This window comes from Oceanihabitans sp. IOP_32 (assembly GCF_009498295.1).
Classification (GTDB): Bacteria; Bacteroidota; Bacteroidia; order Flavobacteriales; family Flavobacteriaceae; genus Wocania; species Wocania indica.
Map to the genome: position 1 here is coordinate 3,251,639 of NZ_CP040813.1, position 22,150 is coordinate 3,273,788.

Consider the following 22,150-nt stretch of genomic DNA (forward strand, 5'->3'; position numbering starts at 1 on the left):
AAACAAATTGTAGCAGCTTATGAAAAAAAATATTTTCACCCCCAAAGTTTCGGTTTTATGTATTTTGTTTTTAGTTTTTTTTAGTTCATGTAAAACAAAGCAAGACATTGTGTATTTTCAAAACGCTAAAAATTTTGAAACGATTACCGATGTAGAAACCTTTAGAGCAAAACTAAAAGTTGGAGACATTCTTAGTATTTATGTTTCTGTTTTTAGTGCTGGAGATGTCGATCCTGCAGAACCGTATAATATAAAAATTCAAACCGGGCCAGGTCAAGGTCAGTTAATAGATTATTTAATAGATGCAGATGGCAATATAGATTTTCCTGTTTTGGGTAAAATCAAATTACTAGGGTTATCTATTGAAGAAGCCAAAACACTATTTAAACAAAAATTTGAGGAAGCCGAGCTACTTAACGATCCTGTTATAATAATGCGTGTTTTAAATTTTAGAATAACAGTGGCTGGAGAGGTAAATAATCCAGGGGTTTATCAAGTAAGTGGTGAACGAGTTTCTATTATAGAAGCCATAGGTATGGCTGGCGATTTAACGATTAAAGGGCGTCGAGATAATGTTATGGTTGTTAGAAATACCAACGGCACAAAAACCATTACTTACATAGACTTAACAACCAAAGAAGTCTTTAATTCTCCGGTGTATTATTTAACTCAAAATGATATTGTTTATGTAGAACCTAACAATTCTGCGGTTAGTGGAGCATCTGGAGATTTAAGGATTGGTACTATTATTAGTATTACATCGTTTATTTTAACAACAGCACTTATTTTTGTAACAAGAAATTAATTTTATGATTACAAATGATAATAAAACAACAAACACCGTTGGACCGGAGTCATTTAATTTAAAGAAAACCATCTCAAAATACACCAAGCAGTGGAAATGGTTTTTGTTAAGCCTTTTTTTATGCCTTAGTTTCTCTTTTTTCTATTTAAGGTATACTTCACCAAAATTCGCTGCCTATTCTAAAATAATGATTTTAGATGATGCAGAAAGCAGCTCTGGTATAGATGTTTTTAAGGATTTATCTATTTTTTCTGAAAAAGAAGAAGCTGCTATAGAAGATGAAATTCAAGTAATCACTTCAAGAAGTTTCATGCAAAATATTGTAAAAACCTTAAAACTAAATGTACAATATTTTACAAAGGGAAGAATTTATGAATCTGAGTTGTATAAAAAACCACCCATAATCATTAATTTTATTGCTTCAGATTCTGTAATAAATAAGGTCAATTTCAATTTCTATATAAATATAACCTCAGATAGTAATTTTAATTATCAGGTTTTAGAAGACGACCCTCCAAAGAAAATTATTTTTGGCGAAAACATCCCAACTTTTTTTAATGGTATGATTATTACGCCTAGCCCATATTTAAATAATTATATTGGCAAAACTATTCGCGTAAAAATTACTCCTATTGAGCGTGTTTCGGCACAATTAAAGAATAAAATCTCTATAGTACCCGCCGCAAGATCCTCAAAAGTACTCACTGTAAGCATTGTAGATCCTGTTAAAGAGAAAGCTATGGATGTTTTAAATCATTTAATAGATGAGTACAACACGTCAACTTTAGAAAAAAAGAACATTAAATCTATAAATACCGCTAAATTAATTGACGATCGTGTTGAATTAATAGCACAAGATTTAGTTAGTGTAGATAGCAGTATTGTAAGGTTTAAAACCGGTAATAAAGTGACTGATGTGACGTCTGAAGCTGGTATGTTTTTATCATCTAGTGCACAAAACGAACAACAATTAGATGCCACACGTACCCAACTGCGTTTGCTTAGTTCGGTTAGTGAGTCTTTAACCGATGACTCTTATCATTCAATACCATCAAATTTGGGTTCTGGAGACCCTTCAATTGCGGCTTTAACCGCTAAATACAATGAGTTAGTTCAGCGTCGAAATGCGCTTTTGCAGAATGGTGCTGGAAAAAAAAACCAAATGGTGGCACAGTTTGAGAAATCTATAAATAGCATCAAACAGGATTTAAAAAATAGTGTAGAGAACTCTAAGAAGTCTTTTGGAATACAGATATCTAGTTTAGAAAATCAATCGAGTAGAATTAATTCCAGAATTTATTCAGTTCCTGGACAACAAAGTAAATTAAGATCTATTGAGCGTAAACGAGGTATAAAAGAGTCTATTTATTTATACCTTTTAGAAAAAAGGGAAGAAGCCATAATTTCTCAAACCGCGACATCACCAAATTTAAAGGTTATCGATAGGCCTTACGCACTAGACGGCCAAGTCTCTCCAAATGCCAGAATGGTGTATTTTGGAGCTTTATTTATTGGATTGTTTATACCCTTTTCCATCATTTATGTTTCAGATTTATTAGATACCAAAATCCATAATAAAGAAGATTTAGAAAAAGAAATAAGAAACATTCCTATTCTTGGAGAAATTCCAGAAGTGAAGTCTAAAAATGTTTTAGTAGAGAGAAACGACCGTTCCATTTTGTCTGAGTCTTTTAGAATTATTAGAACGAATTTTGAATATATAAAACGCGGTCGAAAGTTAGTTAATAACAAAAACATAATTTTTATTACCTCTACCATAAATGGTGAAGGGAAATCTTTTTTCAGTATGAATATGGCTTTAACACTTGCCAATACAAATAAAAGTGTCTTGTTAGTTGGTGCCGATATTAGAAACCCTAAACTGCTTTTAGGTTTAAGCAGTCAGAATAAAAACAAAATTACAAAACGTGGACTAACAGATTATCTAGTTGATGAGAGTGTTTTGCCAAATGACTTTATTAATACCTATGAAATTAAAGGTAATAAATTAGATATTCTATTATCGGGTAAGGTGCCACCTAATCCAGCCGAAATATTAATGAGCGATAGGATGAAAACACTTTTTGATACCGTCTCTAAGCAGTATGATTATGTCATTGTCGATACCGCACCCGCCATGTTGGTAACCGACACCTTATTATTTAGCCAAAATGCGGGATTCACTATTTATTTAACACGAGCAAATTATACCGAAAAAAGAATTTTAAATTTTGCCAAAGAGCTACATAGTGAAAATAAACTTAACGGTATGATGCTTGTTGTTAACGATGTTAAAAAATCTAATTTTGGATATGGCGCCAAATATGGCTACTATAGCGATCAGAAAAAAGGTTTTTTAAAACAAATATTTACTAATAAGTCCACATAACATTCAATGATTCTCTTGTTTTATTTTATCGATTTTAAGAGATGTAACTTAAATTAATGTTTGTTTTCTAAATAAAACAGTATCTGAGATGTAGAGCAGAAGGGATATTTTTAAAATGTGTTTATACCTTCTTATTCAAGATTGTTATTTTATTATTTCTACTTCAAATAACTTATCCCATAGTTTTCCAGTAACAAATAAAGTTTCAGTTTTGGTATTGAAAGCAAGACCATTTAAAACATCCAATTTGGGGTGCTGGGTAACCTTTTTGCGTAGGGGAGAAAAGTCTACAACACCAACAACGGCACCATTTACCGGATTTATAATGGCAACACCGTTTTTGCCATAAATATTGGCGTAAATATAGCCGTCTATCCATTCTAACTCATTAATACGTCCAATTTTACCTTTATTGGTAAAGACTTGAATGTAATCTTGTTCTTCCAAGGTTTCAGGATTTAAAGTCCATATTTTCTCGGTACCATCGCTCTTAAAAATTGTTTCACCGTCGTTACATAAACCCCAGCCTTCTTTACTGGCGCCGTATTTAAAGGTGCTTAAGCGCTCTAAACGCTCTAAATCGTAAACAAAACCTGTATTTTCTTGCCAGGTTAATTGGTATAATTTACCATTTAAAATGGTTAAGCCTTCACCAAAATACTCATCAGATAAATTTATATTCTTTAAAACTTCACCGGTCTTGTAAACAATTTTTCTAAGTTTCGATTCTTTATACTGTCCTGTACTTTCGTAAATGAAATCTTCGTAAAATTCCAACCCTTGCGTGTACGAAGTAATATCATGTGGGTATTCGTTTATAATATTAAAAGTATATATTTTTGGCGCTTCATTATTTAAGATGGTAACACTTGTTTTGGCCTTTTGAGTTTCATCTTTTAAATAAATGGTGGCTTCAATTTCATGTTTTCCTAATTTATGATTAATTAAGATATGATTCTTCTCGATTTTTTCCCCATTTAAAGTATAAGACACAGAGTCGATGGTGTAGCTCTTTTTGTTTATTATCGTTAAATTTAGAGTATCAGATATTGAAAGATTACCCTTTAAAGCATTTGTTTTAATAGCGAAATCGTTTTTTTTCTGACTAGAACTTGATCCACAAGAAGTAATGATAAGACTTAAAAATATGATTGTGAATGATTTGTAGATACTCATGATAGGTTTAAATTTTCGAGCAAGATATTTATTTAAAAACATTTTAAAAAATTATTGCAGAGATTTTAAAAGATTGTATATTTGCACCGGCAAGTCCTACACAACCAGCTCCTGTTGAATCCTCCAGGGCGGGAACGCAGCAAAGGTAGATGGTCGTAGCGGTGTGATGTAGGTAGCTTGCCTTTTTTTTGAAGTCATAATCAATTTAAAACAATTGATTTTTAATATAGAAAAGATTTATTGGTTGTTACTAGTAAATCTTTTTTCGTTTACAAGTGTTTTGTCATTTTCATTATTAAATTTAAGTTTTAATTACTAACTCATTTTTATGTCTAAAGTTGTTTTAATAACTGGTGGCTCCTCAGGAATAGGAAAGTCGGTTGGGGAGTATTTAACCCAAAAAGGATTTACAGTTTATGGAACCAGCCGAAATCCAGAACAATACAAAAACAGTATGTTTCCCATACTCAGATTAGATGTTAAGAACAAGGACAGCATTACAGAAACTGTGAGTTATATTATTAAAAAAGAGGGGAAATTAAATGTTGTTGTCAATAATGCAGGGGCTGGAATTACTGGACCCATAGAGGAAATTCCAGAAACTGAGATTAAAGCAAATTTCGACACTAATTTTTTTGGACCTATCAATGTGATTAAAGCCATTTTACCACAAATGCGTAAACAGCAATCGGGCTTAATAATTAATGTAACCTCTATTGCGGGATATATGGGGTTACCTTATCGCGGAATTTACAGTGCAAGTAAAGGCGCTTTAGAGCTTTTAACAGAGGCCTTTAGAATGGAGTTAAAAGCTTTTAATATTAATATGACTAATGTGGCTCCTGGTGATTTTGCTACCAATATCGCAGCAGGTAGGTATCACGCTCCTTTACTAGACGATTCTCCTTATAAAAAAACCTATGGCAAGACTTTAGAATTAATGAATGAACATGTGGATGCTGGTAGTAATCCCAATATGATGGCAGAAGCCATTTTTAAGATTATAAACACTAAAAATCCTAAAGTTCATTACAAAATAGGGGAGTTTATGCAAAAATTCTCTATCGTGCTCAAAAGAATTCTACCCGACAAGCTTTACGAGAAGCTTCTTATGAAGCATTACAAGTTGTAATATCTTTCTATAGCGTTAAACATATCTTTCTACTTTTTAAAAATTAAATGTTAAAGCTTCATTAATTTTAGGGGTTCAACATGGAATTGGTCTGAAAGTCATCTAAATTTGTTATATCTTAAACTACAAAATAAATTTCGATGAGTAAACAACCACTATTAACACCTTATACAAATAACCTTAATTTAAAAAATAGAGTTGTTATGGCACCCATGACTCGCAGTAGAGCCAATAATGACGGGAATGTGCCTACAAACGATTTACACGGCCTTTACTACGAACAACGCGCATCTGCAGGGTTAATTATTACCGAGGGCTCTCAAGTATCTAAACGTGCCGTTGGTTATATTCATACCCCAGGTATATATTCAGATGCTCAAGTTGAAGGCTGGAAAAAAGTTACAAAACGAGTACACGATAACGGAGGTAAAATTTTTATTCAGCTATGGCATGTTGGACGCATTTCTCATCCCGATTTTCATAACGGGGCATTGCCCTTATCGGCTTCAGCTATAAATCCAAACGCCAAATCTTTTACCCCACAAGGATTTAAAGACACTGTGACGCCCAAAGAAATGACTGTAAATGACATAAAAACTACGGTTAAAGATTTTCAAAAAGCCGCAGAAAACGCCATAAAAGCTGGTTTTGACGGTGTTGAAATTCATTCCTCAAACGGGTATTTGTTCCATCAGTTTTTTAGTGATTGTTCTAATAAAAGAACAGATGATTATGGCGGATCAGTAGAAAATAAAACCCGTTTCCTTTTCGAAGTCCTTGAGGCGGTTAAACAAGTTGTTTCAGAGGAAAAAATTGGTTTGCGCTTTAACCCATCTTTACATGGTTTGTTTGGAATCACGGTAAATGAAAACACCATTCCAACTTTTGAATATATGGTTAAAAGGTTAAACGATTATAATTTGGCCTACCTGCACCTTTCTGAGCCCTTTACAGACGTTTCTGAGGTGCCCTATGCCGTTACAGAAATCGCTAAACATTTTCGTCCTTTGTATAATGGTACTCTCATGATTAACGGAGATTTTGATCAAGAAAAAGGAAATAAAATTTTAGAAGATGGTTATGCCGATTTAGTCGCCTATGGAAAACCCTACATATCTAACCCCGATTTAGTAGAGCGTTTTGAGAATAATTTAAAACTATCAGAATGGGATCAAGAAACCTTCTACACCACAGGATCAAAGGGATATACCGATTATCCCATGGCCTTGGAGTACAGTAAAGAATAAACTCGTAAATTGAAATAGCGTATTAAATTTAAAACATATAATCATGAAATTCACAAGAAAAGCAAGTGCAGAGTGGAAAGGTAGCGGCAAAGACGGTAAAGGCAATCTAACTACAGGAAGTAAAGTTCTAGAGAAAACATCATATTCCTTTCATACTAGATTTGAAGACGGAGAGAAAGGCACAAACCCAGAAGAGTTGGTAGGAGCAGCCCATGCAGGTTGTTTTGCCATGCAGTTAAGCTTCTTGTTAAACGAAGAAGGTTTTACTGCCACAACATTACAGGTAGATGCCTCGGTTGATTTCCAAGATGGAGCGATTACAAAAATTCGATTGAATCTAGAGGGCGTTGTACCAAATATTGAGTCGACACAGTTTAATGAAATAGCTCAAAAAGCCAAAGAAGTTTGCCCAATTTCCAAACTATTAAGCACAGAAATTGAGTTAAATGTTCTTTTAAAAACTTTATAATGGTTGTAATGGTATTTTCTATTATGCTCTTAAGACAGTATTTATAGGCCAATCTAGCGTTAAGACTTGCGAAAAACACAAAAATAGTTAAGACTTTTTAAAATTTTTTAAAAGATTTTTAATTTTTATAGTGTTTTATGATTTATTTGGCGTTAGCTTTGCGCATTCAAATATTAATTACAATTACATTATTATGAACAAAGGAACAGTAAAATTTTTCAACGACACAAAAGGATTTGGTTTTATCACTGAAGAAGGTGTAGACAAAGATCATTTTGTACACATTTCAGGATTAGTTGACGAAATTCGTGAAGGTGACCAAGTTGAATTTGATTTACAAGAAGGAAACAAAGGATTAAATGCAGTAAACGTAAAAGTTATCTAAATTTATATATTTTCAAGTTTTTAAAAAAAGTCTATCACTAGTGTGGTAGACTTTTTTTGTATGGTAAGTAAAAATTTGGTCAAAATAATTTTAAGGTGTTCATGCTTTTCTAGTTTTTTCTGCCGATTTGTACATTAAATTTGGCGATATTCAACTTGTTTTGTTATCAGATTATAAATAAAAGCTTTAAATTTGATTAAATCTATAATACATGCAAGATTTAAAAATATCATTAAAAAAGCCATCTTTTCCAATCTCAGAACAATTAGATGCTTACCTAACACGGTATAATAGAAATATAGAAATTCCTATTTTCTATGATGACTTACTGCGTTTTCAGGGGTCTATTGTTGTGTACGACAAGGATGATAACGATACTTTGTGGATTCGTGTGTATTACAATGATTTTGAGCGAGAAGAAATAGATTTATCCCTAAAAAAAGTTTACACCATCTTACACTCTGATGGTAATGAGGATACCATTCCGTTTTTAAATGTAGACTCAATCGATTTTTGCACTTTTGGAAATTCAAAACCCTTTAGAGTGAAGGTGAGAAATATTTTGAACGATAATTACACGTATTTCTACGTAAAAACTGCAGATGCCTCGCGTATATATGGTTTAGAGTTAGAGCACATGTTATCTCCCTATAATTTGAATTTTCTCGTCTATAAAAACACTTTAATTGAAGAGCATATTGCGGGAATACCGGGCGATGAGTTTATTGAAAAAATGTTACCCAATTGCAGTAAATCTGAAAAATCTCAAATCGCCAAAGAGTTCGTTAAATTTAACGAGCGCTGTATGATTAGACTCTTAGGTGATATGCGATCTTATAATTACGTTATTGTGCCCACACACGATTTCGATCATGTGGTTTACAAAATTAGAGCCATAGATTTCGACCAACAATGTTACGAGGGAAAATTTAATATCTACAGACCACAATTTTTTAAAGAAAATTATAAGATGGTCGAATTGGTATCGAAAACTTTCCAAAAACTCTCGATAGACCAATATAAAATTGAAGAGCGTTCTATTTTAGTAAAACGTTTAAAAAGTTATCATGTAAGAGTAGATAAGCTTTTAGATTGCATGGTTAACGATTCTATCTCTACAGAAGAAAACATCGAGCAACTTAAAATGACGATTTTCGAATACACTCAAGATATTAAGTTTAAGCGGGCCAGAAATATGGGCGAAATCCTTAAAGCAGCTTTAGAGTTTATGGTTCGCAACTACGACGATGTAAGCCTTAATAGATTAAAGCTTAAAGGTTAATTCCAATTTTCATCAAAATCTAAATTATCGTAATCGTCCAGATCTAGGCCGTCCTCAAATTCATCAAAATTATTCTCTTGATCTGCTTCAAATAATTTTTCTGGAGCTTGATCTGGCACCTGTCCTTGAACAAACAACAGGTTGGGGTAGTCGTGTCCCTCGGTTTCTTCAACAATTTCTGCAAGTTCAACGTAAAAAGTCCACAAGCTTAAAAAATCGTAAACATAAATTAGTTTAGTTTGCTCGCGGTGCACAACGCTATCAAGACTAGTTTCATGCATTAAACGCGCAGAACCATTTTCACTTAAATCGAATAAAGAAATTTCTTCACCTTGTTCCCAAAGATCGTTACTTAAATAAAACGATGCCATCTCAGAGCCGTCAAAACCAAAAGATTGCGTGATTATGTTGTGCAAATCCTCAAGTGTATCGGTTTGTTTAATTTCTAAATCACGAAAAATATCATCTTTGGTGTCATTATCAAGTATAACTCTAAATCTGTAAATCATAGCATTATTAAAATTTATTCTTAAAGGAATAGTTATTTTCTTTTTCCTATTTGTAAGGTAGCTCGGGCAGTCTGTAATTTCATAACATATCTAAAAAGCATGCTGCTTTGGCAGTATTAAAATAGGTTTGCAAAGGTAGGTTTTTTTGTATTATTTACTAAAACGATGCAAGGTAAATGTCATCGCACTCAATAAGAAAAAAGCACCGATTTGATGCGCTATCCCCAGCCAAAGCGGAACAGCATACAAAATGGTTAAAACGCCCAATAGAAATTGAAAACCTACTAAGATTAATAAGGCGTTAATACTTTTTGTTTGAAGTCTTGTAAGCTCCATTTTTCGTGCTTTTAACCATAATATTACAATAGAAACAACCACAATATAGGCTAAAATTCTGTGAACAAATTGAATACCACTAGGGTTCTCAATAAGGTTTTTATAAAACGGATCGAGAATATGAACGGTGTAATGCATAAATTTGCCTTCGTTCATTAATGGCCAGTGATTATGTATCAAGCCCGCTTTTAGGCCAGCAACAAAAGCTCCATAAACAATTTGCACAATAAGAATAAGGTAGCTCACAATAATAAGGTTTCTAAATCTAATATTTCGAGGTTTATTTTTAGGGTAAATTAAATCGAGAGCAACCCATAATGTCGCGGCAAAAGTTAGAAACGCCGTGGTTAGGTGTGCCGCTAATCTGTAGTGACTAACATGGGGGATGTCTACTAAACCACTTTTAACCATATACCAACCTAAGAAGCCTTGAAAGGCACCAAGTACTAATAAAACCAAACACTTTTTAATTGTCTGTTTTGTAAGTTTTTTAGTGACCAGAAAGTAAATAAAAGGAATAATAAATACCAAACCAATTAGCCTGCCTAAAACTCTATGTAACCACTCCCAGAAATAAATACTCTTAAAGTCTTCGAGCGTAAAATGAGAGTGTAATTTTTGATATTCAGGGTATTGTTTATACAATTCGAAAGCGTCTTGCCACTCGGCGTCATTTAATGGGGGAATAGTTCCGGTTATTAGTTTGTAGTTAGACATAGATAATCCAGAATCGGTAAGTCTAGTAATGCCACCTACTAAAACCATTATAAAGAGGAGCGCGCATCCTGTTAGCAGCCAATAAATGACGCTTTTATTATCTTTTTGTTGATTTTTCACAAGTATAGAATTAAATTTTCACTTTTCACTATTCACTTTTAACCTTATTGGTTACACTTTTCACTAAACCCAAGCGCTCGCCTTCTTTTAGCATTAATTTATGAGCCGCGTTATAGTCGTTTGGAATATCGCCTTCTAAAATGGCCTCTTTTATAGTCTCTTTAATAATACCCACTTCACGAGAAGGCTTTAAGTTGAATGTTTCCATGATTTCTTCTCCAGAAATTGGAGGTTGAAAATTTCGCACCTGATCTCGTGCTTCCACTTCAATAATTTTATCGCGTACCTGTTTAAAATTATTATGGTATTTCTTGTACTTTTTAGGATTTTTGGTGGTGATATCGGCTTCGCAAAGCGTCATCAAGTCATCGATGTAATCTCCAGCATCAAACACTAAACGGCGCACAGCAGCATCGGTCACATCTTGGGCTAGGGCTATAGGTCTAGAACTCATAAACACCATTTTTTGTACAAACTTCATTTTATCATTTAATGGCATTTTAAGTCTTTTAAAAATTTGATAAACCATCTTTGATCCTACAAATTCGTGGGCGTGAAAGGTCCAACCAACTTTTTTATCAAATTTTTTAGTTGGTGCTTTACCAATATCATGCAATAAAGCGGCCCAGCGTAACCATAAGTTATCGGTGTATTTAGCGATATTATCTACAACCTCTAAAGTGTGATAGAAATTATCTTTATGGCGTTGACCATCGACCTCATCGATACCCTTTAAGGCCGTTAGCTCTGGTAAAATATACTCTAATAACCCCGTTTGTTCTAAAAGTAAAAATCCAATTGATGGGGTGTCGCTTTCAAGAATTTTATGAAGTTCTACAACAATGCGCTCATTGGTGATAATTTTAATGCGGTGGCAATTTTTTGTTATAGATTTTAAGGAAGCCTCATCAATTTTAAAATTAAGCTGTGAAGAAAACCTTATTGCTCGAAGCATTCTTAAAGGATCGTCACTATATGTGATATCTGGATTTAAAGGCGTTCTAATTATTTGATTTTTTAAATCGGCTATGCCATTAAAGGGATCCAATAAATCGCCCAGTTTATCTTTGTTTAAATCTAAAGCCAAAGCGTTTATTGTGAAATCACGTCTATTTTGATCGTCTTTTAAAGTGCCATGTTCTACAACAGGATTCCTACTGTTTTCGCTATAAGATTCTTTGCGGGCGCCAACAAATTCTATCTCTATATCGTCATAACGTAACATGGCTGTGCCGTAGGTTTTAAATATTTGTACTTTTGGCTTATTCGGTAAGTTTTTAGCAACTTGTTTAGCCAGTTCAATACCGCTACCAATAGCGACAATATCAATATCTTTTGCATCACCACGATTTAAAATATAATCGCGAACAAAACCACCAATTACGTAGCAATCTACTTGTAATTGTTCGGCAGATTTCGAAATTATGTTAAAAACAGGATGATTTAAGGCATTTTTGTAGTTCATGAGCTTTAATTTCGATAATTAAATGCCAACTTTTGAGGTAAAAAATGTTGAGTTAGCAATTAAATATAGAAGTTTTATGGTCTTATTGTTTCTATGGTTCCATCCTTCAATATCTTAATAATTGTTGAAGGCTGGGGATCGATTTTTTCGTTATGCAAATTTACAATATAGTCTACTTGTTTTAAAATGTCTGGGTGTATTTCTTTAAAGGATTTAGGGGTGGGATAACCGCTTATGTTTGCCGATGTAGAAACAATTGGTTTATTAAACGCTTTAATTAACTCGTGTGCAAACCCCGTATTAACAATTCTAATGGCCAAGGTATTGTCTGATGCAATTAAGTTTTCGGCAATTAAACGCGGATTTTCGTAAATAATAGTAGTTGGTTTGGTAGTCGTCTTTAAAAAATCTACAGCATGTTTAGGAACGTCACTTATGTAGGTTTTAAGCATCTCCAAACTAGAAACTAAACAAATTAAAGCTTTACTTTCAATACGTTTTTTAATCTTATATATTTTAGAAACTGCTTTCGCGTTAGTGGCATCGCAGCCAAGACCCCAAACAGTATCTGTGGGATAAAGTATGGTATTTCCATTCTTTAAAGATGTTAAAGTTTGATCGATTTCTTTTTTCATGCTGTAAAAATAATAATTGTAAAGCATTTGAAATAATTTGCTTTGCCTTATTATCGCAAGATTTTATTTGAATATTTTTTTGTTTTTTATTAATAAACCTAGATACCTTAAATTAAGAAGGGGTATGCTAAATTTTTTAAAAACTTTGCGCTAGTTGGCACTGTAAAAAAGAAAAGCCCGGTCTTTCGACCAGGCTTTTTAAATATGTATTTGAAGCTAATTAGTTTCCGCCAGCTTCTAAATTTTTCATTTCTGTTTCAATCAAGGCGTAGAACTGATCGATTTTAGGTAATAAAACAACACGTGTACGTCTGTTTTTTGCTCTGTTTTCAGCAGTATCGTTATCTGCTACAGGAACATAGGAGCTACGACCAGCAGCAACTAGTTGTGTTGGATTTACACCAAGTTTTTGTAATTCACGAATAACCGATGTAGAACGCTTAACACTTAAATCCCAGTTATCTAAAAGCACACCTCTTTGGAAAGATCTACTGTCTGTGTGACCTTCAATCATCGCTTCAAATTCTGGCTTACTGTTAATTACTTTAGCAACTTTCGCTAGTACCTCTTGAGCCTTAGCAGTTACGTTATAGCTAGCATTTTTAAACAACAATTTATCAGAGATAGAAATATAAACAACACCTTTTTCTACATTAATTTCAATGTCTGGATCGTTTATACCAACTTCACGTTTAAGGCTTGTTACTAACGCCAAGGTTACACTATCTTTTTTGGTGATAGCATCTTGTAAACGCGTAATTTTAAGTTCTTTCTCTCTAATGCTCTCAAGTGTTTTTTCAATACTACTTGCACCTTTAGCAGATAAGAATTGTAAGTTGTCGTTACTTTTACGTAAATCTGCAATTTGCTCTTCTAAAGCTGTTGCTCTCGCCGTTACTGCCGCTCTTTCTTCTAAGCAAGCATTTAGCTTAACTGTTGCAGAGTTTAATAAATCTTGAGCTTCTTTTTCTTTAGCTTGTAAATCTGTGAATTGTTTTTTAGAGACACATGAGCTTAATAAAAAGACGGTAAATAAACTAAGTAAAAATACTTTTTTCATAATTAGTGATGGATTAATTTTTTTTAGAATTTGTTGTAATAGCAAACATAGGTAAAAAACCAATGAATGCATAATTGTTAACATAATTTTTGCTATTTAGCTATAAACGTTTGTAGTGACACTGTTTATATACGAAATATGCCATCACTACAGATGTTTTTTGGTAGTGTTTTATATTTTGATTTAAGTTTTTTCGCTGCTTAAGTAATTGTGGTAAATGTTTATAATAACTAAAATGTGCTTTTAATATGGCAAGACTGTGTTTAGCCTTAAACGCTAACAAGAACTTTACACTGGCCATGCCATCGAGTAGTAGCCGAATTATGATTAATAAGAATAGGTTACCCCGAGCGTTCTTTGTAAGCGTAAATAGGCTGTTTCTAAAGTTTAAGAATGTTTTTTTCGGATTAAGGGTGCTCAAAGTTGCGCCACCAACATGATAGACTTTAGATGCTCCAGTATATTTAACGGTATACCCTAAGTTTTTAGCACGCCAACACAGGTCTATTTCTTCCATGTGCGCAAAAAAGGCTTCATCGAACCCCTTTAAGGTTTTAAAAACATGACTTCTTATAAATAAACACGCCCCGGAAGCCCAAAAAATCTCAAGCTCATCATTGTACTGGCCCGTATCTCTTTCGATGGTATTAAAAATACGACCTCGGCAATAAGGGTATCCAAATTTATCAATAAAGCCACCTGCAGCACCAGCGTATTCGAAATACGCCCTGTTGTGAAAATCTAAAATTTTAGGTTGAATAATAGCAGTGTTTTCTTCATTTTTAAAAACATTTACAATTGGTTTAAGCCAGTTTTCTGTAACTTCAACATCACTATTTAGTAAGCAAAAAACATCGGCTTCAATATGTTTTAAAGCATCATTATACCCCTTTGCATATCCGCCGTTTATTTGATTCTGAATTATTTTAACTGAAGGAAATGTTTCTTTTATATAATTCACAGAATCGTCTGTGGAGGCATTATCTGCAACATAAATTTGAGCTTCACTTGAAGAATAGGTTATAACCGATGGTAAAAACTGTTCTAAGAGTTGTCTTCCGTTCCAATTTAATATAACAATGGCTAATTTCAATCTAAATTTTTTGAGTTAATTTTTACTTTGGTCACAATGACCTCTTGTAATTGGGTATTTCTTTTAAAAAATTGTAGCGTTCATTTTTAAAATCCATTTGACAATAATAATGATTTAATCCGTTGGTAACCATTAAATAACTCGCATTTAGAACCAAATTATACTGTGCAATTTGATCGAAAGTATTTTGATTAATGGTAATGGATGGAGCTTTGCACTCTACAATTAAGTGAATACTGCCATTGGAATTAAAAATCACGATATCGTATCGTTTCTTTAACGTATTAACAATCAATTCTTTTTCAACATTTATTAAAGATTTTGGATAGCCTTTAACTTTAATGAGATACTGGATGCAGTGTTGGCGTACCCATTCCTCTGGTTGTAAAACCACAAACTTTTTGCGAATACAATCGAAAATAGATATAATATTTTCGCTACTTTTGAGACGAAACGAAAACTTGGGAAAATTGAGTGCTTGCAATGCCGAGAATTTATTATTTTTCAAAGTTAAGCTACATTCATCAAAAACCAAAAACCAATCTTATATTCTTGGAATTTGGAATTTATAAATTGAATTTTACAACGATTTGGACGAAGTTAAACAATTAGTAACCGATATTAAGAAAAAGAACCTGAAACCTATTTATTTTTTAATGGGTGAAGAGCCTTATTATATTGATAAAATTTCAGATTTTATTGAAAACAATGTTCTTTTGGAAGAAGAAAAGGGGTTTAATCAAACGGTTTTGTATGGACGAGATATCTCTATCGATGATATTATTGGAAATGCTAAGCGCTACCCCATGATGGCAGAATATCAAGTGCTTATTATTAAAGAAGCCCAAGATTTATCTCGTAGTATTGAAAAATTAGTAGAGTATGTAAATAATTATCAGCCTACTACAGTTTTAGTAGTAAATTATAAATACAAAAAAATTGATAAACGCAAGGCTTTATATAAGGCTGTAAAAAAAGTAGGGGTTGTATACGAGAGTAAAAAACTTTACGAAAATCAAGTAGGAGAGTGGGTTCGTCGTGTTTTAGCATCAAAAAAATACACCATTTCTCCAAAAGCCGCACAGATGTTGGTTGAGTTTTTAGGAACTGATTTAAGTAAAATTAGTAACGAATTGGAGAAACTTCAAATTATTCTTCCGGCTGGAACTCAAATTTCGCCAGAGCATATTGAGGAGAACATTGGTATAAGTAAGGATTTTAATAATTTTGAACTTCGTAAGGCTATTGGAGAAAAAGATACTGTAAAGGCGTTTCAAATAATTAAATATTTTAGTGAAAACCCCAAGGATAACCCCATGGTAGTTACCGTGTCTTTATTGTTTAGTTTTTTTTCTCAATTATTGCATTTTCATGGTTTAAAAGATAAATCGCCGCGAAGTGTCGCCTCGGCATTAAAAGTTAATCCTTATTTTGTTAACGATTATGTTACGGCCGCTCGACATTATCCGATGCGAAAAGTAAGTGAGATTGTTTCGACTTTGAGAACATTTGATGTTAAAAGCAAAGGAGTTGGCAGTAATGCCGTTCCGCAAGGCGATTTACTTAAAGAATTATTGGTTAAAATTTTGTCTTAAATTGTACTATAAAAATGATATTAGAATTGCACGATAGTTGGAAACCTTATTTGCAGTCAGAATTTAATAAACCCTATTTTAAAAACTTATCCAACTTTATTACGACCGAATACAAAAACAAAACCTGTTTTCCTCCTAAGAATCAAATTTTTAACGCCTTTAATTATTGCCATTTTGAAGATGTAAAAGTGGTTATAATTGGTCAAGACCCCTATCATGGTTTGGGGCAAGCCCACGGTTTGAGTTTTTCGGTTAACGACACTGTTAAACACCCTCCGTCTTTAGTTAATATTTTTAAAGAGATTGAAACAGATATTGGTAAAGCCTATCCTAAAACTGGTAATTTAAAACACTGGGCGAATCAAGGTGTGTTATTGTTAAATGCCACCTTAACCGTAAGAGCACATCAAGCTGGAAGTCATCAAAAAAAAGGTTGGGAAAATTTTACCGATAATGTCATTAAACTCATTAACGATTACAAGACAGGTGTTGTTTTTTTGTTATGGGGTGGTTTTGCTAAGCAAAAAGGAAAACTTATAGACCAAGAAAAACATCATATCTTAACGTCTGGACACCCCTCACCATTAAGCGCCAATCGAGGACATTGGTTTGGCAATAAACACTTTAGTACAGCAAATAAGTTGCTGGAGCAAGAAGGGTTAGTAGCCATAGATTGGTAATGCACTACAACTTTTTATTGTTGGCATAAACCTTTGTTAAGTTCAGAAAAAAAGCAATAGCCCTACGGAAGAGCTATTGCTTTTATCAAGTTTTCGTGTTCTTGTTGCTATTGCAGCTAAAAATTAGTAACAAAAAATTAAATGCTACTAAAATAAGTACAGCTATGGTAATAATTTTTAACATGACTATTGGGGTTTTGTGCTTATTGTTTAATCACGCTCCAAACATAATAAATAAAATAGCACAAACGCCAATATCTTAAAACTATTTTAATTAATTAGTTTTTTGGGAATCATGTCTTTATGTACCATTATAGAAATGGTTTTTAGTTTAAAATAGGCTTCACTCATATAAATATAACCGTTGTTTGATATGCGGTCTGAGTTGGTTCCCCAAGAATTTTTAACTTTATAATAGGTCGTGCCATTTTGATCCTTTAACATACCTGTAATATGCATAAGATGGTCGTCTGTGGTGTTGTAATTTTCAAATTCCAGTTGCCTTAAGGCTTGGGTAATCTCTTTTTCTGGTAGTACGTTTGTTAAGGCTTCTTCTATTTTTTTATCATCTTCTGGTATTACTGCGATACCGTGCTTGGCAGAGAATGATTTTTCACTCACATCACAATCTAAAGCAATCGTATAACCCGCTTTAATGGCGTTGTTTGTTATATCGACTAAATCTTCAAGTTTAACATTTAAAAATGAACCATTAGAAAAATTGTCTGGTATGTTTAAAATAAAAGACGCATTAAATGGCTGGTGCGTAAATGAAGTTATGGTAATATAATCTTCTGGATGTATTTGAGTCATTTCCAAAAAGGAATGCGGCGTATATTCAACTCCATTATAATTAAAGGTTGTTAAAGTTTTACCTAGGTAAATGTCCAAGATGTTTTCTGTAACTTCTTTCCATTTTGGAGATAGCTGTTTTGCGGGTTTTTCAATATAAACGTCTAATAAGCCTTTTAAAACGGCAATCATCTCGGCGTGATTGTGCTTTGAGTTTTCAACCTCTAAACCAGAATAAACAGACTCGGGAACTAAGCCATAATGGGCCACACTATTAATTACATCGTGTGCCAATCCGCCTTCGCTAAATTGCGCTTTACCTTGTCGCATGATATAATTCCATGCTTTTTTAGGGTAGGTATTGCGCACATTGTACATCTCAGATAAATCAATGGTTTTACCCGTTTTACGCATAATTTCACTCTCTAGAAACGATGAAGTCGCAAAACTCCAACAGGTTCCTGTTTCGCCTTGACTTATAACATTCGTGGTTTCTAAATCGGTTACCACTTCAAATTCATAAGGTTGCGAAAAGCTCACTAAAGAAACTAAAGCTAAAATAAAAGTTGTAATACTATTTTTCATGCTGAAACAAGTGTTTTAATTAAATATGATTTATTTTTGACTAAAATATAAAAAATGGAGCAACCAAAGTGGGAAACCGCAAAAGAATACGAAGACATTACCTATAAGAAATGTAATGGGGTCGCAAGAATTGCGTTTAACAGACCTAATGTTAGAAATGCATTCCGACCAAAAACAACTAGTGAATTATACGACGCTTTTTACGATGCTAATGAAGATGTTAATATTGGTGTCGTTTTGTTATCTGCCGAAGGCCCATCGACCAAAGATGGAGTTTGGAGTTTTTGTTCTGGTGGCGATCAAAAGGCAAGGGGTAAACAAGGTTATGTAGGCGAAGATGGATACCACCGTTTAAATATTTTAGAAGTACAACGCCTTATTCGTTTTATGCCTAAAGCGGTTATCGCCGTGGTTCCAGGTTGGGCAGTTGGTGGCGGCCATAGTTTGCATGTGGTTTGCGATTTAACTTTAGCCAGTAAAGAACACGCTATTTTTAAACAAACCGACGCCGATGTGACGAGTTTCGATGGTGGCTATGGCTCGGCGTATTTAGCAAAAATGGTGGGTCAGAAAAAAGCACGCGAAATTTTCTTTTTGGGTAGAAATTATGCTGCACAGGAGGCTTACGAAATGGGTATGGTAAACGCTGTTATACCTCATAAAGACTTGGAGGATACCGCTTACCAATGGGCACAAGAAATATTAGCAAAATCGCCTACCTCAATCAAAATGCTAAAGTTTGCTATGAATTTAACAGACGATGGCATGGTGGGACAACAAGTATTCGCTGGTGAGGCTACACGTTTAGCTTATATGACCGAAGAGGCCGTTGAGGGTAGAAATGCATTTCTAGAAAAACGTAAACCTAACTTTGTAAAAAAATGGATTCCTTAAATGAAAAATAGTGTTGTTTGGATTTCAACCATGCGTTTAAGGACGTTACCATTATCTGTTTCAGGCATTATTTTGGCGTCTTGTCTAGCGGCACAAAAAGGACTCTTTAATTGGCAAATTTTTGTGCTGGCCATTCTAACCACCTTAAGTTTGCAAATATTGTCGAATCTAGCAAACGATTACGGTGATGGTATTAAAGGTACCGATAACCAGAATAGAATTGGTCCAGAACGCGCCATACAAAGTGGGAAAATATCACCTCCTGCCATGCTTAAAGCCATAAGGATAAATATTTTTGTTTCTATTGTTCTAGCTCTGTCACTCATATTAGTGGCTTTTGGATTTGAGAATATCTGGCTTTCTGTTTTTTTTATAGCTTTAGGTATGGCAAGTGTAATTGCCGCGATGAAATATACCATAGGCGATAATGCATACGGTTATAAAGGCTTAGGAGATGTTTTTGTATTTATTTTTTTTGGTCTAGTTAGTGTCATAGGAGGTTACGTTTTGTACACAAAAACAATAGATTTTGTGGTTTTTTTACCAGCATTTACTGTGGGCTTATTAAGCATGGGGGTTCTAAATTTGAATAATATGCGTGATATTATTTCAGATGAAAAATCAAACAAAAACACTTTGGCCGTAAAACTTGGTCAGAAAAAAGTTAAAATATATCATACTTTACTTATTGTTTCAGCTATAATTTTGTCAGTTTTGTTTGGTGTTATATATTATAAATCGCCCTTAAATTTAATCTTTATAGTAGCTTATTTCCCATTGCTACAGCATGTTAAGGCGGTGCACACCAATAAAAACCCTAAATTACTCGATCCCGAATTAAAAAAATTAGCTCTAACTACGGTGTTTTTAGCCATTTTAATGGGAGTTGGGCATTTGTTTTAGATTTCGTACTTTTCCGTTAAAATAGAATACTCATGAAAATTACATTTTATGGTCACGCCTGTTTAGGTATTCAAATTGACGATATCCATATTTTGGTAGATCCATTTATTTCTGGAAATCCAAAAGCCGAAAAAATTGACATTGAAACCCTTAAAGCAGATTACATTTTAATTACCCATGCACACCAAGATCATATTTTAGATGTTGAGGCTATTGCAAAACGAACAGATGCCGTTATCATTTCTAATTTCGAGATTGTTACCCATTTTGGGAATTTAGGTATTGAAGGTCACCCGATGAATCACGGAGGAACTTGGGATTTTGAATTTGGCAGTGTAAAATACGTAAACGCCATTCATACTTCATCTTTTCCAGATGGATCTTACGGTGGTCAACCTGGAGGTTTTGTAATTGAAGGTGAACGTAAAAATATTTACATTGCGGGAGATACGGCACTGACTTTCGATATGAAATTAATCCCACTTCACACCAAATTAGATTTAGCCATTTTACCCATTGGCGATAACTTTACAATGGGTATTAACGATGCCATTTTAGCAAGCGATTTTGTAGAATGTGATAAAATTCTAGGGTGTCATTTTGATACGTTTGGTTATATTGAAATCGATCATGAAGAGGCCAAACGTAAATTTTTTGAGAGTGGTAAAGACTTGATGCTTTTGGAAATTGGAGAACATTTAGAGTTGTGATTTCTTTAGTTTAACAACCCCGTAATCCCACATTAATATTTTATTTTTCAGGTCTACATGACGGCAACTTACCACAAATATATTTTAAACTTTAAGCACCCTAGTGGTACATCTCGTGGTGTATTAAAAACCAAAGAAACATGGTTTATTGTTTTGCAAAACCATGGTAAAAAGGGTCTTGGAGAATGTGGTGTTTTTCGAGGTTTAAGTATTGACGACCTACCCGAGTACGAGGAGAAATTAAAATGGACTTGTAAAAATATTCATTTGGGATTAGTTGATTTATTAAATGAATTAGTTCAATTTCCAAGTATTCAAACTGGTTTAGAAATGGCTTTTAAATCTTTAGAAAGCGAAAATATGTTCGAATTATTCCCTTCAGAATTTACCAAAAGTAAGGGCTCAATTCCTATAAACGGCCTAATTTGGATGGGTTCGGAGGCCTTTATGAAACAACAAATTAAAGATAAAATTTCAGAAGGATTTCATTGTATAAAAATGAAAATTGGGGCGATTGATTTTCAAACGGAAATAAATCTAATCAAATCCATTCGAAAGGAGTTTTCATCTCAAGATATAGAATTACGCGTGGATGCCAATGGTGCCTTTTCAAAAGAGGAAGCCTTAGAGAAGTTAAAAATATTGTCTGATTTCGATTTACATTCCATAGAACAGCCCATAAAACAAGGCCAAATTGAAGCTATGTCGCGATTATGCGAAGTTACACCATTGCCTATTGCTTTAGATGAAGAATTAATTGGCGTTTTTTCTAAAACTCAAAAACAAGAACTACTGCAAACCATAAAGCCGCAATACATTATTTTAAAACCTAGTTTAGTGGGAGGTTTTAAAGGAAGTGATGCCTGGATAACCTTAGCAGAAAACAATACCATAGGGTGGTGGATTACTAGTGCACTGGAGAGTAATGTGGGACTTAATGCTCTTGCCCAATACACCTATACCAAACAAAGTAAATTACCACAGGGACTCGGTACAGGTGGACTGTTTACTAATAATTTCGAAAGCCCTTTGCAAGTAAAAAATGGTACCTTAGAATACAACATAAGCATACCGTGGAATTTAAAAAACTTGAAAGCCTTTTAATTTACAAAACCTAGTATTCCAATCAATAAAACCGTGAATTTTTAAAATTTAGAGACTCAGAGGGTTG

22 protein-coding genes and 1 other RNA gene are annotated in these 22,150 nt (G+C 33.6%); 14 read left to right on the top strand and 9 right to left on the bottom strand.

Annotation, left to right across the window (positions count from 1 at the left end):
* The first annotated feature begins 19 nt into the window (after positions 1 to 19).
* Positions 20 to 805 carry a polysaccharide biosynthesis/export family protein gene (locus FEZ18_RS13605; RefSeq protein WP_153268824.1) on the top strand — a complete coding sequence of 262 codons (786 nt, stop codon included), beginning with the start codon at positions 20 to 22 and terminating at the stop codon, positions 803 to 805.
* 187 nt (positions 806 to 992) lie between these two features.
* Positions 993 to 3,194: a GumC family protein gene (locus FEZ18_RS13610; protein WP_194269485.1), complete on the top strand. Its 2,202-nt coding sequence runs from the start codon at positions 993 to 995 to the stop codon at positions 3,192 to 3,194.
* A 144-nt stretch (positions 3,195 to 3,338) separates the two neighbouring features.
* On the opposite strand, the gene FEZ18_RS13615 is transcribed toward FEZ18_RS13610, so the two are convergent.
* Complete coding sequence (locus FEZ18_RS13615; RefSeq protein ID WP_153268826.1) at positions 3,339 to 4,370, bottom strand: glutaminyl-peptide cyclotransferase; 1,032 nt, start codon at positions 4,368 to 4,370, stop codon at positions 3,339 to 3,341.
* Positions 4,371 to 4,457: 87 nt separating this feature from the next.
* On the opposite strand from FEZ18_RS13615, the gene ffs reads away from it, so the two are divergent.
* From ffs to FEZ18_RS13645, 6 genes are all read left to right on the top strand, one after another.
* An RNA gene (ffs, locus tag FEZ18_RS13620) (signal recognition particle sRNA small type) lies at positions 4,458 to 4,556 on the top strand.
* Positions 4,557 to 4,698: 142 nt separating this feature from the next.
* Positions 4,699 to 5,502: an SDR family oxidoreductase gene (locus tag FEZ18_RS13625; RefSeq protein WP_153268827.1), complete on the top strand. Its 804-nt coding sequence runs from the start codon at positions 4,699 to 4,701 to the stop codon at positions 5,500 to 5,502.
* A gap of 140 nt (positions 5,503 to 5,642) precedes the next feature.
* Positions 5,643 to 6,749 carry an alkene reductase gene (locus FEZ18_RS13630; protein WP_153268828.1) on the top strand — a complete coding sequence of 369 codons (1,107 nt, stop codon included), beginning with the start codon at positions 5,643 to 5,645 and terminating at the stop codon, positions 6,747 to 6,749.
* A 43-nt stretch (positions 6,750 to 6,792) separates the two neighbouring features.
* A complete protein-coding gene (locus tag FEZ18_RS13635; protein ID WP_153268829.1) occupies positions 6,793 to 7,218 on the top strand; it encodes an OsmC family peroxiredoxin in 426 nt (141 codons plus the stop codon).
* A gap of 193 nt (positions 7,219 to 7,411) precedes the next feature.
* Entirely contained in the window at positions 7,412 to 7,603 is a 192-nt protein-coding gene (locus tag FEZ18_RS13640; RefSeq protein WP_153268830.1) for a cold-shock protein, read from the top strand.
* Positions 7,604 to 7,814: 211 nt separating this feature from the next.
* Complete coding sequence (locus FEZ18_RS13645; RefSeq protein ID WP_153268831.1) at positions 7,815 to 8,885, top strand: hypothetical protein; 1,071 nt, start codon at positions 7,815 to 7,817, stop codon at positions 8,883 to 8,885.
* On the opposite strand, the gene FEZ18_RS13650 is transcribed toward FEZ18_RS13645, so the two are convergent.
* From FEZ18_RS13650 to FEZ18_RS13680, 7 genes are all read right to left on the bottom strand, one after another.
* On the bottom strand, positions 8,882 to 9,394 hold the full coding sequence (locus tag FEZ18_RS13650; RefSeq protein WP_153268832.1) for an IS1096 element passenger TnpR family protein: 513 nt from the start codon (positions 9,392 to 9,394) through the stop codon (positions 8,882 to 8,884). The two genes, FEZ18_RS13645 and FEZ18_RS13650, sit on opposite strands and share 4 nt — an antisense overlap.
* 150 nt (positions 9,395 to 9,544) lie before the next feature.
* Entirely contained in the window at positions 9,545 to 10,567 is a 1,023-nt protein-coding gene (locus tag FEZ18_RS13655) for a COX15/CtaA family protein (RefSeq protein WP_153268833.1), read from the bottom strand.
* Positions 10,568 to 10,595: 28 nt separating this feature from the next.
* Complete coding sequence (locus tag FEZ18_RS13660; RefSeq protein ID WP_153268834.1) at positions 10,596 to 12,032, bottom strand: CCA tRNA nucleotidyltransferase; 1,437 nt, start codon at positions 12,030 to 12,032, stop codon at positions 10,596 to 10,598.
* Between the two features lie 74 nt (positions 12,033 to 12,106).
* Positions 12,107 to 12,667, bottom strand: coding sequence for an L-threonylcarbamoyladenylate synthase (locus FEZ18_RS13665; RefSeq protein WP_153268835.1), 561 nt, complete (start codon positions 12,665 to 12,667; stop codon positions 12,107 to 12,109).
* Between the two features lie 220 nt (positions 12,668 to 12,887).
* A complete protein-coding gene (locus FEZ18_RS13670) occupies positions 12,888 to 13,727 on the bottom strand; it encodes a flagellar motor protein MotB (RefSeq protein WP_153268836.1) in 840 nt (279 codons plus the stop codon).
* A 100-nt stretch (positions 13,728 to 13,827) separates the two neighbouring features.
* Positions 13,828 to 14,820 (bottom strand): glycosyltransferase family 2 protein, encoded by a 993-nt coding sequence (locus FEZ18_RS13675; protein ID WP_153268837.1) that lies wholly within the window; start codon positions 14,818 to 14,820, stop codon positions 13,828 to 13,830.
* A gap of 31 nt (positions 14,821 to 14,851) precedes the next feature.
* Positions 14,852 to 15,304: a type I restriction enzyme HsdR N-terminal domain-containing protein gene (locus FEZ18_RS13680; protein ID WP_410505154.1), complete on the bottom strand. Its 453-nt coding sequence runs from the start codon at positions 15,302 to 15,304 to the stop codon at positions 14,852 to 14,854.
* Positions 15,305 to 15,410: 106 nt separating this feature from the next.
* Between FEZ18_RS13680 and holA the strand changes: the two genes are divergently transcribed.
* Together holA and ung are read left to right on the top strand one after the other, a co-directional pair.
* The gene (holA, locus tag FEZ18_RS13685; RefSeq protein ID WP_153268839.1) at positions 15,411 to 16,415 is read left to right on the top strand and encodes a DNA polymerase III subunit delta; all 1,005 of its coding nucleotides are present in this window, start codon (positions 15,411 to 15,413) and stop codon (positions 16,413 to 16,415) included.
* A gap of 14 nt (positions 16,416 to 16,429) precedes the next feature.
* Positions 16,430 to 17,095, top strand: coding sequence for a uracil-DNA glycosylase (ung, locus tag FEZ18_RS13690; protein WP_153268840.1), 666 nt, complete (start codon positions 16,430 to 16,432; stop codon positions 17,093 to 17,095).
* A gap of 270 nt (positions 17,096 to 17,365) precedes the next feature.
* On the opposite strand, the gene FEZ18_RS13695 is transcribed toward ung, so the two are convergent.
* Positions 17,366 to 18,472: a C1 family peptidase gene (locus FEZ18_RS13695; RefSeq protein WP_153268841.1), complete on the bottom strand. Its 1,107-nt coding sequence runs from the start codon at positions 18,470 to 18,472 to the stop codon at positions 17,366 to 17,368.
* 54 nt (positions 18,473 to 18,526) lie between these two features.
* Here FEZ18_RS13695 and FEZ18_RS13700 point away from each other — a divergent pair, with 54 nt between their 5' ends.
* The 4 genes from FEZ18_RS13700 to FEZ18_RS13715 are packed head-to-tail and all read left to right on the top strand — an operon-like array spanning position 18,527 to position 22,083.
* On the top strand, positions 18,527 to 19,366 hold the full coding sequence (locus FEZ18_RS13700) for a 1,4-dihydroxy-2-naphthoyl-CoA synthase (protein ID WP_153268842.1): 840 nt from the start codon (positions 18,527 to 18,529) through the stop codon (positions 19,364 to 19,366).
* Positions 19,367 to 20,269 (top strand): 1,4-dihydroxy-2-naphthoate octaprenyltransferase, encoded by a 903-nt coding sequence (menA, locus tag FEZ18_RS13705; RefSeq protein WP_153268843.1) that lies wholly within the window; start codon positions 19,367 to 19,369, stop codon positions 20,267 to 20,269.
* A 32-nt stretch (positions 20,270 to 20,301) separates the two neighbouring features.
* Positions 20,302 to 20,979, top strand: coding sequence for a metal-dependent hydrolase (locus FEZ18_RS13710; RefSeq protein WP_153268844.1), 678 nt, complete (start codon positions 20,302 to 20,304; stop codon positions 20,977 to 20,979).
* A gap of 57 nt (positions 20,980 to 21,036) precedes the next feature.
* Entirely contained in the window at positions 21,037 to 22,083 is a 1,047-nt protein-coding gene (locus FEZ18_RS13715; protein WP_153268845.1) for an o-succinylbenzoate synthase, read from the top strand.
* The last annotated feature ends 67 nt before the right edge of the window (positions 22,084 to 22,150 follow it).

Excerpts from the sequence above, each read along its gene's own strand:
- FEZ18_RS13605 (WP_153268824.1), top strand. The coding sequence starts at position 20 with ATGAAAAAAAATATTTTCACCCCCAAAGTTTCGGTTTTATGTATTTTG.
- FEZ18_RS13610 (WP_194269485.1), top strand. The coding sequence starts at position 993 with ATGATTTTAGATGATGCAGAAAGCAGCTCTGGTATAGATGTTTTTAAG.
- FEZ18_RS13615 (WP_153268826.1), bottom strand. The coding sequence starts at position 4,370 with ATGAGTATCTACAAATCATTCACAATCATATTTTTAAGTCTTATCATT.
- FEZ18_RS13625 (WP_153268827.1), top strand. The coding sequence starts at position 4,699 with ATGTCTAAAGTTGTTTTAATAACTGGTGGCTCCTCAGGAATAGGAAAG.
- FEZ18_RS13630 (WP_153268828.1), top strand. The coding sequence starts at position 5,643 with ATGAGTAAACAACCACTATTAACACCTTATACAAATAACCTTAATTTA.
- FEZ18_RS13635 (WP_153268829.1), top strand. The coding sequence starts at position 6,793 with ATGAAATTCACAAGAAAAGCAAGTGCAGAGTGGAAAGGTAGCGGCAAA.
- FEZ18_RS13640 (WP_153268830.1), top strand. The coding sequence starts at position 7,412 with ATGAACAAAGGAACAGTAAAATTTTTCAACGACACAAAAGGATTTGGT.
- FEZ18_RS13645 (WP_153268831.1), top strand. The coding sequence starts at position 7,815 with ATGCAAGATTTAAAAATATCATTAAAAAAGCCATCTTTTCCAATCTCA.
- FEZ18_RS13650 (WP_153268832.1), bottom strand. The coding sequence starts at position 9,394 with ATGATTTACAGATTTAGAGTTATACTTGATAATGACACCAAAGATGAT.
- FEZ18_RS13660 (WP_153268834.1), bottom strand. The coding sequence starts at position 12,032 with ATGAACTACAAAAATGCCTTAAATCATCCTGTTTTTAACATAATTTCG.
- FEZ18_RS13665 (WP_153268835.1), bottom strand. The coding sequence starts at position 12,667 with ATGAAAAAAGAAATCGATCAAACTTTAACATCTTTAAAGAATGGAAAT.
- FEZ18_RS13670 (WP_153268836.1), bottom strand. The coding sequence starts at position 13,727 with ATGAAAAAAGTATTTTTACTTAGTTTATTTACCGTCTTTTTATTAAGC.
- ung (WP_153268840.1), top strand. The coding sequence starts at position 16,430 with ATGATATTAGAATTGCACGATAGTTGGAAACCTTATTTGCAGTCAGAA.
- FEZ18_RS13695 (WP_153268841.1), bottom strand. The coding sequence starts at position 18,472 with ATGAAAAATAGTATTACAACTTTTATTTTAGCTTTAGTTTCTTTAGTG.
- FEZ18_RS13700 (WP_153268842.1), top strand. The coding sequence starts at position 18,527 with ATGGAGCAACCAAAGTGGGAAACCGCAAAAGAATACGAAGACATTACC.
- menA (WP_153268843.1), top strand. The coding sequence starts at position 19,367 with ATGAAAAATAGTGTTGTTTGGATTTCAACCATGCGTTTAAGGACGTTA.
- FEZ18_RS13710 (WP_153268844.1), top strand. The coding sequence starts at position 20,302 with ATGAAAATTACATTTTATGGTCACGCCTGTTTAGGTATTCAAATTGAC.
- FEZ18_RS13715 (WP_153268845.1), top strand. The coding sequence starts at position 21,037 with ATGACGGCAACTTACCACAAATATATTTTAAACTTTAAGCACCCTAGT.